Genomic DNA, 14,111 nt, shown 5'->3' on the forward strand with positions numbered 1-14,111 from the left:
CTGTTGGCTACTGATTGCCAGCTACTCCCTGTAATGATCACCTTTTATCCTGGACCGTCGAAAGTTTATCCGCAGGTAGCCGACTACGCATCCGAAGCCGTACGCGAAGGTATTGTTAGTCTGAACCACCGTAGCGCGGGGTTTATGGAGATCGTGAAAGAAACGGTCCGGCTTTTACACGAAAAACTCGCCATTCCGGCCAATTACCATATCGCCCTTGTATCCTCGGCAACGGAATGCTGGGAGATTGTGGCGCAGTCGCTGACGGTTCAGGCTAGTTTACATCCATACAGTGGCGCATTCGGCAAAAAATGGGCTGAATATGCTTACAAGATTAAACCGCCGATCGAACTCAATCAGGCCGATGTGCTTTGCCTCGTTCAGAATGAAACGTCCAACGGAACTCAGGTTACGATGGAAACACTCGCTCAGTTCCGGCGGGATTTTTCGAGTAATGAGGGGTCTGCCTTGATTGCCGTCGATGCGGTTTCATCCATGGCGGGCATCCAATTCGACTGGACGCTGGCCGATGTCTGGTTTGCGTCCGTACAAAAATGTTTCGGATTGCCAGCCGGGCTGGCCGTGCTGGTTTACTCGCCTGCTGCACTCAAGCGGGCGCAGGAAATCGGCGAGAACGATCACTACAACAGTCTTTTGTTCATCCACGAAAATTTTGCCAAATTCCAGACGCCCTATACGCCCAACGGCCTCGGTATCTACCTGCTGATGCGCGTATTACAACAAGTATCGCCTATTGCTGAGGTAGACGCTGTCACCAAAAAGCGGAGTGCGGCCTTGTATTCGTTTTTTGAGCAGGAAATGAACAAATCGCCCTTTCGGTTATTGATCGACAATCCGGCCGAGCGATCCGATACGGTCATTGCCGTTGAAGGGTCGGAAGCGGCTATCAAGGCCGTAAAACAAGCAGCTCAACAGGCAGGGATCACCCTTGGCAACGGGTATGGTGACTGGAAAACAACGACGTTCCGTATTGCCAACTTCCCGGCCATTACGGATGATGAGATTGAAACCTTAAAACAATTCCTTTTGTCATTCCAACAGTAACGTTTTCAGAATGACTAGAGAATACCATGTTTAATATAAAAGAAATTGCCTCGGTCACGCTTATTTTATTTTCGGTTATCGATGTGATTGGCTCGTTGCCTGTCATTATCGATCTCCGAAAAAAAGTCGGCAAGATCGAGTCAGAACGGGCAACGTTCGTATCGGGCGCCCTGATGGTGTCATTTTTATTTGTTGGCGAACGTCTCCTGAAACTGTTTGGCGTTGACGTTGCGTCATTTGCCGTAGCCGGAGCCCTCATCATTTTTCTGATTGGCCTGGAAATGATTCTGGGTCGCACGATTTTCAAACCAGATGAAAGCAGTACGGGTGGAGCAACACATATTGTGCCCATTGCGTTTCCGCTTATTGCCGGTGCCGGTACACTAACGACCCTTATCTCCCTACGCGCGGAGTATCAAACGGCGAATATCATTGTCGGTATTATTCTGAATCTGTTTCTGATCTATGCCGTTCTGAAGTCATCAGGATGGCTCGAAACCCGGTTGGGATCGGGCGGCCTGGCCGTACTCCGCAAAATATTCGGCATTATCCTGTTGGCAATCGCCATTAAGCTATTTAAAACGAACCTGCTATCTGAACTGTGATTACGTTGATCAATTGATTTCACTGATTAGTTTGCAGTAATTAACCATCGTACCGTGATATGATCGATAATCGTTACGAACATTCAGAATTGACCAGCCGAATAATAGGGTGCGCTATGGAAGTACACCGTCAATTAGGCAATGGCTTTCAGGAAGTTATTTACCAGCGAGCTTTAGCCATTGAATTGGGCCAAGCCCAAATCTCATTTGCCAGAGAAGTGGATATGCCCATTTTCTATCGAGGGTTGCAAATCGGAGCACGCCGGGTAGACTTTCTGATCAACAATTTTCTCGCAGTCGAATTAAAAGCAGTCACTTAGTTGGAGGATGTTCATCTCGCCCAGGCTATCAATTACCTTGAAGCCTATCACCTCAGAATTGGTTTATTAATCAATTTTGGTGCCCGAAGCCTCCAGTTTAAACGAGTCGCTAACTCAATAGCTCCTCCTAAATCAAGCTGATCATTAACGCCCAGGTCAGCGAAATCATCTAATCAACGTAATCATAGTTCAGAATGAATTCACCAGACTCACTTACCCAGGTTGCGGAATTTCACCGCACGTTTCATGCTCCCGTTCTCGATACACCCCAGATTCCATCTGAAGCCCGCTGTAAACTTCGGGTGTCGCTGCTGGCCGAGGAACTCGACGAATTCCGGGAAGCCATTGCCGAAGGCGACCTCGTTGGTGTAGCCGACGCCCTCTGCGATTTACAGTATGTGTTATCAGGAGCTGTTCTGGAGTTTGGCCTGGGCGATAAATTCAAGGCGTTGTTTGACGAAGTTCAACGGTCTAACATGAGCAAAGCCTGTCTGACAGTCGAAGAGGCCGAAGCAACGGTAGCCCAGTATCAGGCCAAAGGGGTCGATTGCCATTTTGTCGAATCAGATGGAAAATTCCTGGTTTATCGCGATGCCGATCATAAAACCCTCAAGAGCATCAACTACTCACCTGCCGATTTAGAGACAATTCTTACCTAGCCTACGGCCTTTGATTTACAATTTTCCGGTATTCGATTTGCTGATCAAGCCGAATACCGGAATCAAGCCTTATTACTTTACAATGACACTCACTTCATCACTCACGACGCTCGAAACAACGATTCGTCGGCGTATCGACAATAAAACCAAACCGTTGGGTGCGCTGGGGCGACTGGAAGAACTGGCTCTTCAGATCGCGCTGATTCAGCAAACAGAGACTCCTGTTCTGACCAATCCACACCTGCTTGTTTTCGCCGGCGATCACGGGCTGGCAGCTGAGGGCGTTAGCGCTTACCCAGCCGATATCACCTATGGCATGGTTAAAAACTTCATTGCAGGCGGAGCCGCCATCAATGTGTTTTGTCGCCAAAATGGGTTGACGTTACTGGTTTGTGATGTTGGCGTAAATGGATCGTTTGACGAGAATACGCCCAGCTTCGTTAAATACAAGATCCGGCCGGGCACCCGAAACATGCGTTATGAACCTGCCATGACACCCGACGAATGTGCTGCGGCCATTGACGCTGGAAAAACGCTGGTGAACGGGATTCAGTATCGCGGCTGCAACATCGTTGGATTTGGCGAAATGGGCATTGGGAATACTTCTCCCGCTACCCTACTTATGCACCGTCTGACGGGTCTACCACTCGAACAATGCGTTGGGCGCGGTACCGGACTGAACGATGCCGGACTGGCGCATAAGCTCGCCATTTTGCAGGAAGTGGCTTCCCATTATACAGCGTTGGCCGATCCAATGGCAATTTTAGCGGCAATGGGTGGCCTGGAAATTGCCTCTATCGTGGGTGGCATGATACAGGCCGCGGAAAACGGTATGATTATCCTGGTCGACGGTTTCATTGCTACATCAGCCTTATTGGTCGCTCACACCCTCAACCCAGCGGTGCTGCAAAACTGTGTTTTCTGCCATCAATCCGACGAAGCCGGGCATCAGCAAATGCTTCGCTTTCTGGGCGTTCGGCCGTTGCTCAATCTTGATCTGCGGTTAGGTGAAGGTACGGGCTGCGCACTCGCTTATCCAATCGTAGAGGCTGCTGTCAACATGCTGAACGAGATGGCAACGATGGACATTTTAGACTAACAGGACTTTGTCAACGAGGTGTACCATGCCACGATTTTCCGTAACATAAAAAAGGACTCTGACACGCCTTGTTGAGAAAGAGTTCAACTGACCAGTACTGCCTACTGCAAACTGCCCAACAAAAACGACACCCTCCCCTTGCGACTCTTCTTTACTGCCCTCATGTTCTATACCCGCCTGCCGGTTCCGAAGAACATCGACCATTCAGCCGATGCGTTAAATCGGTCAACGGTGTTTTTTCCACTTATCGGCTGGATTGTGGGTGCAATTGGGGTTGGCTTGTACTGGCTCGGTACGGCACTGTTTCCGCCGACTTACCTGCCCGTATTGTTCAGTATGATCGCAACTGTCTGGATAACAGGGGCTTTTCACGAAGATGGTTTTGCCGACGTTTGCGACGGTTTTGGTGGTGGCTGGACGAAAGAGAAAATCCTGGCGATTATGAAAGACAGCCGCCTTGGAACCTATGGAACCATTGGCCTGGGACTCCTGCTGGCAGTTAAATTTTTTGCCCTGCAATCCATGCTGAGTGCCGAAACATTCGGCTTGGCCGTTGCGTTGAAATACATTTCGGCACATAGCCTGAGTCGGTTAACGGCCGCAACGGTTATCCGTGCACTCCCTTATGCCCGTGAAGACCTCGACGCCAAGGCAAAACCCATTGCTCAGGGCATTACAGCTGGACAACTGGCGGTTGCTGCTTTTTTTGGGCTCGTTCCGTTAGTGGCTTTAGTACTATACACGACACTCTGGATTTATTTACTTTTCCTGATTCCGCTGGCGCTGGTTCGCTGGCGATTCATCTGGTTTTTCAAAGAATGGCTCGGTGGTTACACCGGCGATTGTTTAGGAGCCGTCCAGCAAATTACCGAAGTTGTTGTCTATCTGTCGTTTGTGTCACTCTTATGGGTTTCGGTTTAACCAGACGATAAGCTTCCTACACCATAGCTTTCCTCCTACTCTCTTACGTGCTACAACATACACCTCATGGATGTTTATCTGATTCGCCATACTGAAGTTGCCGTTGGCCGAAGTGTTGCTTACGGCCAGTCGGACGTAGACTTAGCCGACACCTATGAAGAACAACGCGATCGGCTGCTGGCCAATTTGCCCGACGATCCTATCGCTATTTTCTCATCGCCCCTGCGCCGTTGCCAGCGGTTAGCCAACGATCTGGCGTCAGTGTTTGCCCATACGAGCCAGATCGAAACTGCGCCCGGCCAAACCAGAGTGGTAGACCCTCACCCACTGAACGTACAGTTTGACGACCGGCTCAAGGAATTCTTTTTTGGCGACTGGGAAATGACGCCCTGGGCCGATATTGGCCGTGATGTTCTGGACCCCTGGATGGCCGATTTCGTGAACGTTAGAACACCCAATGGTGAAAATTTCAATGATGTTTTCGAACGGGTTGGATCATTCTGGCGCGATACAATTCAGCCGCTTGCCCAAACTCAAACCGTTCAGCCGGTGTTCATTGTCTCACATGGTGGCGTAATCAGGGCTTTGCTGTGTCTGTTTCTGGATTTATCTTTGCAAAATGCCTATCGTCTTAATCTCGATTATGGCGCGGTTACCAAACTGACTCTTACAGAGTCCTCATACACGATTCAATTCATTAATCGCTGATAGATTCTCATGAAATCGCTACAAATTCGTCTGATTACACTTAGCCTGATTGTCCTGGCAACGGCCTTATTCCGTTTGCTGCCACACTGGCCTAACTTTACGCCCATTGCCGCACTGGCGCTTTTTGGAGCGGCCACCTTCGAACGGAAATGGCTTGGTTTGGTAGCCCCGGCAGTGGCTATGTTTCTGAGTGATGCCCTAATTGGTTTTCACGGCAACATGGTGGCCGTTTACGTCAGTTTTGGTCTGACATGGCTACTTGGTCTGTGGGCACTCCGTCAGCCCACTGCGGTCCGTATTGCTGCCGCTTCGGTTACCTCGTCAGTTCTCTTTTTTCTGATTACGAATTTTGCCGTATGGTACGGCAGTTCATTCTATCCGCAAACGCCGGCTGGTCTGATGACCTGTTATGCCGCCGGATTAGCGTTTTACAACGGTACATCTTTTTTCCTGAATGGGCTATTGGGTGATCTGTTTTTTAGTGCCGTTCTATTTGGTGGTTATTATCTGCTTCAGCAACGGTTCACCGTATTGAGGCCTGTTCGGGCGTGAGTCAATCCACAAAAACAATCAAAAAGCCTTCTGATTTATCGGAAGGCTTTTTTAGTATATTCGGCGCAACACGGCACATACAGGTTCAATAGTCAGAAAACGGCATGCTTGCTATCAACTTTACTCCTTTCCCGGAATTAACAACGAATCGCCTGATCTTAAGGCAGATGAAACGAGAAGACGAAACCGATTTCTTCGCCCTCCGCTCCAACCCGGAAATCATGCGGTTTATCCCCCGCCCAATTGCTCAATCCATCGCTGATGCTTTTCAACTGATTCAGTCCATAAACGATGGCATCCGAAAAAATGAGAGTATAACCTGGGGTATTACGCTGCATCATAACCCTACTGTAATTGGCACAATTGGGTATGTCAGAATGGCAAAAGAACACCATCGGGCTGAAGTTGGCTATTTGTTAAGCGCGGATTTTCGGGGACAGGGCATTATGCAGGAAGCGCTCTCGGCCGTGGTCGATTACGGTTTTCAGCAAATGAAACTTCACTCTATTGAAGGCATAGTTGATCCTCAGAATACAGCCTCAGCCAGCGTTCTGGAAAAGGCTGGTTTTCAAAAAGAAGCCCATTTTAAAGAAAATCAATTCTACAAAGGTCAGTTTCACGACTCCATTCACTACTCGCGGTTAACACCGCTTGTTTAAAAAATAGCACCAGTACAGTAGGGCGGCCTATCGGTAATTTCAGCACATTTACGAAAACACCCATAACCCAACGACTAAACCCACCAGCCATGACCATACTGTCTCAGATTTTAATCGGGTTTGTAGCCATCGAACACCTTTACATTTTGTGGCTTGAGATGTTCGCCTGGACGACCAGAGGGCGAAAAACGTTTAAATCGTTATCACCCGATTTGTTCGAGCCAACAAAGGCACTAGCTGCTAATCAGGGACTTTATAATGGTTTTCTGGCAGCTGGCCTATTTTGGTCATTACTGATTACCGATCCCGTCTGGAGCAAAAACGTGAGCTACTTTTTCCTGGGATGCGTTATCGTTGCCGGTGTCTATGGAGCCGCCACGGCTCAACGCTCCATCTTCTTCGTTCAGGCATTACCAGCTCTTATAGCACTAATTTTTGTACTGCTGGCTTAAACGAAAAGTAATTTTCAAACTGCAAAGCGATCCAGCCTGAAAGACGTTAAATCGAAATCCGTTCGATTTTGTAAGGCCAGCTCGGCCAGAACCTGCCCCACGGCGGCCGAATGTTTAAATCCATGACCCGAGCAGGCGGAGGCAACCAATACATGTTGATAGTTTGGGTGATTATCGATCACAAAATCGCCGTTGGGGGTCATCGTATACAGGCAAACGGCGGATTTGATGCATTTAGGGCCAATTCCACTAAAGTTAGGCGCTATGTATTGATCATACATAGATCTTGTTTCAGCCTCAGAAACGACACGATTTACGGCATCGGGCGTTGTGGATTTAGCATACGTTTCCATAGCAATTTTAATTCCCTCACTGGGGCTGCCAATGGCCGGAAATCCATACACATCCAGATCACTCAGGATGAACACCGGGAAATGATCAGACGTAAACGCAGCGTGGTTTTCATGAACGTCAAACCAGTATTGAACCTGTCGATAAACCGTCAGTAAATTACGATAAGGCGTATCGTAAAGCGACGCTGTTACCCAGGAACCGGTAGTCAGCACCAGTTTTTTAGCCGTATATTCTCCAAGATTCGTTCGAACGGTAACCCCAGTGGCGGTTTCGGTAAATGACAGCATTCGCTCATTCGTTCGGATGGAAGCTCCATTTATCCGGGCTTGATCCAAATGTGCCGAAACACATAATTCCGGCTTAAGAAAACCCGCATCAGGTTCGTAATAACCAATGTCATCGTCGCGAAAGCGAAACTGTGGGTATTGATCCCGAAGGCTCGTTTTATCCAGAATCTGGTGCGTAATTCCGAACTGTTCTGCGGCTTCGATGGTGTTTGTTAACCAACCGGGTTTATTGTGGGTCTGGACAGCAGACTGTTCTTTACCTATAAAAAGGCCGCCCGTTTTCGTCAATAATTGCTGCTCCGTTAGCTCTTCAAGCTCCTGCCAGATCTCATATGATCGCAAGGCTAGTGGCACAAAATAAGCCCCTTCGCCAATGGCCTGCCGCGTAATACGTGTATCACCATGCGTAGAGCCCATCGTGTGAGGAGGACTAAATTGATCTAATCCCAGCACATGTGGTGTTTGTTTGGCCAGTTGATAAAGCGTTGCGCTTCCTACGGCTCCCAAACCAACAACAATAGCATCAAAAATCATTTTCGCCTGATTTTATCCGGTTTCGCTTACTGCAAACTATCATATTTTCGGTCGATCAATTCAGCTACCAGACCCGTCCAGCCCGTTTGGTGGCTGGCTCCTACACCACGGCCATTATCGCCATCGAAATATTCGTAGAACAGTACGTAATCACGAAAGTGAGGGTCCTGGTATTTAGGGTGTTGGCCAAACGTAGTCCGCCGGCCCGTTTCATCTAAAATAAACAGGCTTATAAGCCGGTTAGTCAGCTCACGGGCGACTTCCTTCAGGGTTATCTGTGTTCCCGATCCGATCGGATATTCGACCGTGAACTCATCCCCAAAATAGTCGTAGAATTGCTGGATCGTTTCTACCATCAGGTAGTTTAACGGCATCCAGACCGGCCCTCGCCAGTTGCTATTCCCGCCAAACATGGCGCTATCACTTTCGGCAGGCGTGTAAACAAGTCGAAAAATCGTGTTGTCCAGCGTGAACTCATATGGTTGATCACGATATACTTTCGAAACGCCCCGTATGCCATGCGGACTCAGAAACTCGTTTTCATCGAGAATTTTACTGAGCAATGATTTAAGCCGAAAGCCCCGAAGCAAACTCAGTAAGCGTTTTTCGCTCTTCCCGGTTTCAGTATAACGCGAAACCTGGCTATACAGGTCGGGGCGATGGCTCTGGAACCATTCCATGCGATCCAGAAATGCGGGTCTTGATTTCAAGATCTTATCATCCAGAATTTCAACGGCAAACATTGGAATTAGCCCGACCATTGTTCGAACCCGCATTCGTTTAACGTTCCCGTCGGACATTCGGATTTGATCGTAGAAGAACCCATCCTGCTCGTCCCAAAGCCCCATATTGCCTTCTCCGATGTTGGTCATAGCACCCGCAATGTAGAGGAAATGGTCAAAAAACTTTGTGGCCAATTCATCGTATACCGAGTCGTGCTGAGCCAGTTCGAGCGCTATACGCATCATGTTGAGCGCATACATAGCCATCCAGCTTGTACCATCGGCCTGTTCAAGGTGGCTTCCATCCGGTAAAACGGCATTTCGATCAAAGACCCCGATATTATCCAGGCCCAGAAATCCCCCTTCAAAAATATTGTTTCCCGACTCATCTTTACGGTTCACCCACCACGTAAAGTTGAGCATCAGCTTATGAAAAATACCCCGCAAAAATCGAATATCTTCCTCACCGGGTGGCTTTCGCTCCAATTCCATATGGTAGAGCCGCCACGCAGCCCAGGCATGAACGGGCGGATTTACATCGCTAAATGACCACTCATAGGCAGGTAACTGCCCGTTTGGGTGCATATACCACTCGTTGGTGAGCAGCATCAGTTGCTGTTTGGCAAAACCCGGATCGATAACCGCGAACGTGACGCAGTGAAACGCCCAGTCCCAGGCCGCATACCACGGATATTCCCATTTGTCGGGCATCGAAATCACGCCCGCATTGATGAGCTGAAGCCAGGTATGGTTTCGCCCTTTGTCCCGCTCTGGGGGCGGAGGAGGACTGTTAGGGTCACCAGCCAGCCAGCGCGATACATCGTAGTAGTAATACTGCTTGCTCCAGAGCATTCCGGCAAATGCCTGTCGCTGCACCATTTTCTCATCATCCGTTGCTTTAGTCGGGTGAATATGGGCGTAAAATTCGTCGGCTTCGATCCTGCGTTTCGCAACTATATCGTCAAAATCAGCCAGAAGATTGGTCGCATCGTCGGATTTTAGCCGCAATCGGATGGTTTGCGACGCTCCGGCCGCGAGTGTTACCTTATACTGGGCGGCCACCTTCGTGCCGATCATCTTTGGATTAACGGTATTAGCTCCGTATAATACATGATCGTTGATGCCATCCTTCGGATAGCGGGAGCCGATATGTGTATTATAAAGCCGGGCCAGGTTGGTTTCGTTATCGCAGAATAACCAGTCGGGTTGTCCTTCGGCATGGAAGAAATAGCGCCCCAACTGCGTTTGCTCGGCTAATACGGTTCCATCTGGCAGAAGTGATAGTTGAGGGTGCAGGCTTGGCACACCGTCGGAGTCATCGCCCCAGATCCAGGTATTCCGAAACCAGAGAGTAGGCAACACATGTAATTTAGCCGTTTCAGGGCCACGGTTATGGATAGTCACCGTCATTAATATATCCTGTGGCCCTGCTTTCGCATAGTCTACAAACACATCGAAATAACGGTCCTGGTCGAACAAGCCCGTATCGAGCAGTTCAAACTCGGGGTCCTGCCGCGTCCGGTGGCGGTTTTCAACGATCAGCTGTTCATAGGGATAGGCTGCCTGTGGATACTTATAGAGCATTCGCTGGTAGGAATGCGTTGGCGTATTATCCAGATAATAATACAGTTCTTTCACATCTTCACCATGATTCCCTTCACCGTTGGTGAGTCCGAAATAGCGTTCCTTCAGGATCGGATCTTTGCCATTCCAGAGTGTGAGTGCCAGACATAACTGTTGTTTATCATCACAAAAGCCAGCAATTCCCTCTTCGCCCCAGCGGTAGGTATAGCTGCGAGCCATATCGTGAGTCGTAAAATTCCAGGCATCGCCATTGGCACTGTAATCTTCACGAACGGTACCCCACTGGCGATCTGATACATAGGGACCCCATTGCCGCCAGGCGGGATCTTCTAAACGTTGTTGTTCGGTGGTCAATGTATTGTCTATGAGATATTAACTATGATACAGGCTATACGATTGCTCGCAACCGTATAGCCTGTATCGTAAATTTTCTATTACCCATTGGTTGAGAACCCTTCAAATACGGTCATACCACCATCAATGAAAATGCTGGCTCCGGTTATGTAGTCAGATAGATCGGACGAAAGGAATACGGCGAGGTTCCCAATGTCCTGTGGTTGTCCGATGCGATTATAGGGAATCAATGTCATTAAGCTATTCAGGGCTTGTGGTGTTTCCCATGCTGCCCGGTTGATAGGGGTTTGAATAGCGCCGGGACAAATGCTGTTGACCCGAATCTTGCGATCACCGTATTCCTGAGCCAGCGATTGCATCAGCATTTTAATGCCGCCTTTTGAGGTAGCATAATTTACATGACCTCCCCACGGAATCAGCTCATGGACTGAACTCATGCAGATAATTTTGCCCGTTGCGACGGAAACCTCCGGGCGTGGCCCCCGACGAAGGAACTCGCGGATGGCTTCGCGGGCACACAGAAACTGGCCCGTCAGATTAACATTGATGACCGTATTCCACTGATCGAGTGTCATTTCGTCAAACTTGGCATCGCGTTGCAGACCAGCATTATTGACTAGAATATCGACGGTGCCGAACTGAGCGACTACATCGGCGAACATCTTGATCACCTGATCTTCTTTGCTGACATCACATTGGGCTACAATACCGGTGCCGCCTGCATCTGTAATTTCTTTCAGCACCTCATCGGCGGCCGGCTTTGTAGCTTCGACCGGATAATTGACTACTACGGTTGCCCCGGCAGCTGCCAGCGACTTCGCAACACCTGCACCGATGCCGCTACTGGCTCCGGTAATTATGGCAATCTGGCCTTTGAGTACGCTCTCCATGAAGAAAATAAGATTTTTTGCAGGCAGCAAGATAAGAAATTAAGCTTGCCAAGCGCCAGTTGCCACCGTTTACATTTTTTTATCAATTCTCCCCTTATTTTAGAGAATTACAGAATTTACCATCCTCATCTTACCTCATTCCAACTGATCATGTTTACAACCAAACGCGTCCCCTTTCACATTGTTTTTCCGTTCACCTGGCGGGCCATTCTCCTTTTTTTAGGGTACTCAACCCTCATCTGCCTGCTCTATTCCATTGCCGGATGGCGATTTCTTGCCATTCCGTTTGTGCCGGTTGCCACCATCGGAACGGCAGTTGCCTTTTATGTTGGCTTTAAAAACAACTCCTCCTACGATCGGTTGTGGGAAGCCCGCCGGATTTGGGGTAGTATTACCAATGCAAGCCGTTCATGGAGTATTATGGTACTTGATTACCTGAATTCCAAACATGCGAACGATCCACTGGCCAAAGGTGAATTAAAACAAATTCACCAAACGCTCATTTATCGCCACCTAGCCTATATAACTTCGCTACGAGTCCAGCTCCGGCAAAAGCCCGTCTGGGAGCTTCACCATAATCCTGCCTCTGAAGTTATCGAACGCATTGCGGCATTCAGGCAGTGTAGTCTAGATAAGGAACTAAGCCGCTTCCTGTCTGACGTGGATATTGAAGCGATTATAAAGCATCCAAATCCAGCTACGTTTCTGCTTCGGGAGCAGTCAGAGCAACTTCGGGAACTTCGGGAAGCCGGTTACCTTACCGACTATTATCACGTCGATCTGGAGCGAATGCTGGTTGAATTTTACAATCAGCAGGGAGCCTGCGAACGAATCAAATCCTTCCCGTTTCCGCGCCAATATGCCTATTTCAGCTATGTTTTTACCTGGGTGTTCATTGCAGTGCTCCCCTATGGTTTACTAACCGAAATGGCAAAAGTAAGCGGCTGGCACGTTTGGCTGACGGTTCCTTTTTTCACCGTTATCGCCTGGATATTCAACACCATGGAAATTGTTGGTGATACAAGCGAGAATCCGTTTGAAAATAGTATCAATGATATTCCCATGACGGCCATCTGTCGAAACATCGAGATCGATCTGCGCGACATGCTCGGCGAAACAGATCTGCCTAAGCGCGTACAGGCGGTCGACAATATTCTGATGTGATCCGTTTTTATTCCATTGTTTTTGGGATTGATCTGTAGTAAGATCAATCCTTTTTTATTTGATGCATTCGTTTGGGGAAAGCATCTCGAATCGGATTCGCCTGGACAATTGCAACCAGGCAGAGCAAATATTTCTGCTTATACTTCCATAATAGAAGAGATCTTTTGATGTCGAAACAGAATCTGAGCAGCCGACAGTGTCTGTAAAACCAACCTGTTTATTCGCATATCGATTTGGCTGGTTTTGCGATAATTGCACTATGCATATGAAAATTAGTTATCAAAAAATAGATAGTCCTAAAAATTAGAATTATTAGAAAAATACAAACCATACGCAATTTAGATGGACTTGTTGTACTTTTCCAATAATCAGCCTAAAATACCTATATTCGATTGTCTTTTTAGATGAATTTTTCTTAAATACCTGATAATCAACACTGCCCCTCTTGCAATAAATAGTGTTTAGCGCACACCTTTGTCACGGTAAAACAAAAAATTCAAACCAAATGAAACAGTTCCGTTTATCAATTGCTGTACTACTTTCAGTATGGGGTCTGGCTGGCATGGGAGATGCTAAAGCCGACAATGGTGCAGGAGCGAATGGGGTGAAAATTGAGAAGTCCGAACAAAAGAAAGTACGCGTTTATACACAAACGGCATCGCCGATTGACGTGGCCATTATCGATGCCGACGGCAACCTGCTCTACCGTGGTCTTATTAGCAAGAATAAAAAAGGAGCCACCTCGTTCAATTTGAACGGCTTGCCCGATGGTCAGTATTTTCTGACAGCTGGTAACAATTCGTGGTGGTTGTCGCAGGGATTGACCATCAAAGGAAACGCCCTGAGCATCGACGAACGTAACCTGCAACAGGTGATGGAGCCTTCGGTTCTGGCTTACGAAAAGAACAAGTTTGAAGTGAACTTGCCCGCTAAGAATGTAGATGAGGCTAATGTCGCTATTTACGATGCACAGAACGTGCTTGTTCAGGTAGATTCATTTAAAGGTGCAGTTCGCCGGTTCGATTTGTCGGCTTTGCCCGATGGCGCCTACACGTTCGTGGTTGGCCCGAACCAGAAGCAATTTACGACCCGTGTCGACATTAAGCATTAAGTTGCTGATGAGTAATCGCGGTTAGCCACTGGCTAGATTAGTACGTTTTATACAACTCAAGTGATCTGACT

Annotated in this window: 14 protein-coding genes and 1 pseudogene; 12 read left to right on the forward strand and 3 right to left on the reverse strand. The window is 48.2% G+C overall.

The window, feature by feature from the left end; translation table 11 throughout:
- Positions 1 to 33: 33 nt before the first annotated feature.
- The 10 genes and pseudogenes from G8759_RS25535 to G8759_RS25580 all read left to right on the forward strand — a co-directional run bounded on the left by G8759_RS25535 (position 34) and on the right by G8759_RS25580 (position 7,040).
- Positions 34 to 1,065, forward strand: coding sequence for an aminotransferase class V-fold PLP-dependent enzyme (locus tag G8759_RS25535; RefSeq protein WP_167214621.1), 1,032 nt, complete (start codon positions 34 to 36; stop codon positions 1,063 to 1,065).
- 26 nt (positions 1,066 to 1,091) lie between these two features.
- Positions 1,092 to 1,670 carry a MarC family protein gene (locus G8759_RS25540; protein WP_167214624.1) on the forward strand — a complete coding sequence of 193 codons (579 nt, stop codon included), beginning with the start codon at positions 1,092 to 1,094 and terminating at the stop codon, positions 1,668 to 1,670.
- Between the two features lie 59 nt (positions 1,671 to 1,729).
- A pseudogene (locus G8759_RS25545) lies at positions 1,730 to 2,131 on the forward strand (GxxExxY protein).
- 53 nt (positions 2,132 to 2,184) lie between these two features.
- Positions 2,185 to 2,649 (forward strand): pyrophosphohydrolase domain-containing protein, encoded by a 465-nt coding sequence (locus tag G8759_RS25550; RefSeq protein ID WP_167214628.1) that lies wholly within the window; start codon positions 2,185 to 2,187, stop codon positions 2,647 to 2,649.
- A gap of 82 nt (positions 2,650 to 2,731) precedes the next feature.
- A complete protein-coding gene (gene cobT / locus G8759_RS25555; protein WP_167219256.1) occupies positions 2,732 to 3,748 on the forward strand; it encodes a nicotinate-nucleotide--dimethylbenzimidazole phosphoribosyltransferase in 1,017 nt (338 codons plus the stop codon).
- Positions 3,749 to 3,910: 162 nt separating this feature from the next.
- On the forward strand, positions 3,911 to 4,669 hold the full coding sequence (locus G8759_RS25560; RefSeq protein WP_167214631.1) for an adenosylcobinamide-GDP ribazoletransferase: 759 nt from the start codon (positions 3,911 to 3,913) through the stop codon (positions 4,667 to 4,669).
- A gap of 66 nt (positions 4,670 to 4,735) precedes the next feature.
- Positions 4,736 to 5,377, forward strand: coding sequence for an alpha-ribazole phosphatase family protein (cobC, locus tag G8759_RS25565; protein ID WP_167214634.1), 642 nt, complete (start codon positions 4,736 to 4,738; stop codon positions 5,375 to 5,377).
- A 9-nt stretch (positions 5,378 to 5,386) separates the two neighbouring features.
- A complete protein-coding gene (locus G8759_RS25570; RefSeq protein WP_167214637.1) occupies positions 5,387 to 5,929 on the forward strand; it encodes a DUF6580 family putative transport protein in 543 nt (180 codons plus the stop codon).
- A gap of 104 nt (positions 5,930 to 6,033) precedes the next feature.
- Positions 6,034 to 6,588 carry a GNAT family N-acetyltransferase gene (locus tag G8759_RS25575; RefSeq protein WP_167214640.1) on the forward strand — a complete coding sequence of 185 codons (555 nt, stop codon included), beginning with the start codon at positions 6,034 to 6,036 and terminating at the stop codon, positions 6,586 to 6,588.
- An 89-nt stretch (positions 6,589 to 6,677) separates the two neighbouring features.
- The gene (locus G8759_RS25580) at positions 6,678 to 7,040 is read left to right on the forward strand and encodes a DUF1304 domain-containing protein (RefSeq protein WP_167214643.1); all 363 of its coding nucleotides are present in this window, start codon (positions 6,678 to 6,680) and stop codon (positions 7,038 to 7,040) included.
- A 14-nt stretch (positions 7,041 to 7,054) separates the two neighbouring features.
- Here G8759_RS25580 and solA read toward each other — a convergent pair whose 3' ends face one another.
- The 3 genes from solA to G8759_RS25595 form a co-directional block, all read right to left on the reverse strand.
- Entirely contained in the window at positions 7,055 to 8,215 is a 1,161-nt protein-coding gene (gene solA / locus G8759_RS25585) for an N-methyl-L-tryptophan oxidase (protein WP_167214646.1), read from the reverse strand.
- A 26-nt stretch (positions 8,216 to 8,241) separates the two neighbouring features.
- Positions 8,242 to 10,875 (reverse strand): MGH1-like glycoside hydrolase domain-containing protein, encoded by a 2,634-nt coding sequence (locus G8759_RS25590; protein WP_167214650.1) that lies wholly within the window; start codon positions 10,873 to 10,875, stop codon positions 8,242 to 8,244.
- A gap of 80 nt (positions 10,876 to 10,955) precedes the next feature.
- Positions 10,956 to 11,765, reverse strand: a complete 810-nt coding sequence (locus tag G8759_RS25595; RefSeq protein ID WP_167214653.1) for a glucose 1-dehydrogenase — start codon at positions 11,763 to 11,765, stop codon at positions 10,956 to 10,958.
- A gap of 150 nt (positions 11,766 to 11,915) precedes the next feature.
- Here G8759_RS25595 and G8759_RS25600 point away from each other — a divergent pair, with 150 nt between their 5' ends.
- Positions 11,916 to 12,929, forward strand: a complete 1,014-nt coding sequence (locus tag G8759_RS25600) for a bestrophin family protein (RefSeq protein ID WP_167214656.1) — start codon at positions 11,916 to 11,918, stop codon at positions 12,927 to 12,929.
- Positions 12,930 to 13,434: 505 nt separating this feature from the next.
- The gene (locus tag G8759_RS25605; protein WP_167214659.1) at positions 13,435 to 14,040 is read left to right on the forward strand and encodes a T9SS C-terminal target domain-containing protein; all 606 of its coding nucleotides are present in this window, start codon (positions 13,435 to 13,437) and stop codon (positions 14,038 to 14,040) included.
- The last annotated feature ends 71 nt before the right edge of the window (positions 14,041 to 14,111 follow it).

The organism is Spirosoma aureum, from assembly GCF_011604685.1.
In the GTDB taxonomy this organism is placed as follows: domain Bacteria; phylum Bacteroidota; class Bacteroidia; order Cytophagales; family Spirosomataceae; genus Spirosoma; species Spirosoma aureum.

Coding starts and splice junctions, on each gene's coding strand:
- G8759_RS25605 (WP_167214659.1), top strand. CDS start 13,435: ATGAAACAGTTCCGTTTATCAATTGCTGTACTACTTTCAGTATGGGGT.
- G8759_RS25540 (WP_167214624.1), top strand. CDS start 1,092: ATGTTTAATATAAAAGAAATTGCCTCGGTCACGCTTATTTTATTTTCG.
- solA (WP_167214646.1), bottom strand. CDS start 8,215: ATGATTTTTGATGCTATTGTTGTTGGTTTGGGAGCCGTAGGAAGCGCA.
- G8759_RS25575 (WP_167214640.1), top strand. CDS start 6,034: ATGCTTGCTATCAACTTTACTCCTTTCCCGGAATTAACAACGAATCGC.
- G8759_RS25595 (WP_167214653.1), bottom strand. CDS start 11,765: ATGGAGAGCGTACTCAAAGGCCAGATTGCCATAATTACCGGAGCCAGT.
- G8759_RS25560 (WP_167214631.1), top strand. CDS start 3,911: ATGTTCTATACCCGCCTGCCGGTTCCGAAGAACATCGACCATTCAGCC.
- G8759_RS25580 (WP_167214643.1), top strand. CDS start 6,678: ATGACCATACTGTCTCAGATTTTAATCGGGTTTGTAGCCATCGAACAC.
- G8759_RS25570 (WP_167214637.1), top strand. CDS start 5,387: ATGAAATCGCTACAAATTCGTCTGATTACACTTAGCCTGATTGTCCTG.
- G8759_RS25535 (WP_167214621.1), top strand. CDS start 34: ATGATCACCTTTTATCCTGGACCGTCGAAAGTTTATCCGCAGGTAGCC.
- cobC (WP_167214634.1), top strand. CDS start 4,736: ATGGATGTTTATCTGATTCGCCATACTGAAGTTGCCGTTGGCCGAAGT.
- G8759_RS25600 (WP_167214656.1), top strand. CDS start 11,916: ATGTTTACAACCAAACGCGTCCCCTTTCACATTGTTTTTCCGTTCACC.
- cobT (WP_167219256.1), top strand. CDS start 2,732: ATGACACTCACTTCATCACTCACGACGCTCGAAACAACGATTCGTCGG.
- G8759_RS25550 (WP_167214628.1), top strand. CDS start 2,185: ATGAATTCACCAGACTCACTTACCCAGGTTGCGGAATTTCACCGCACG.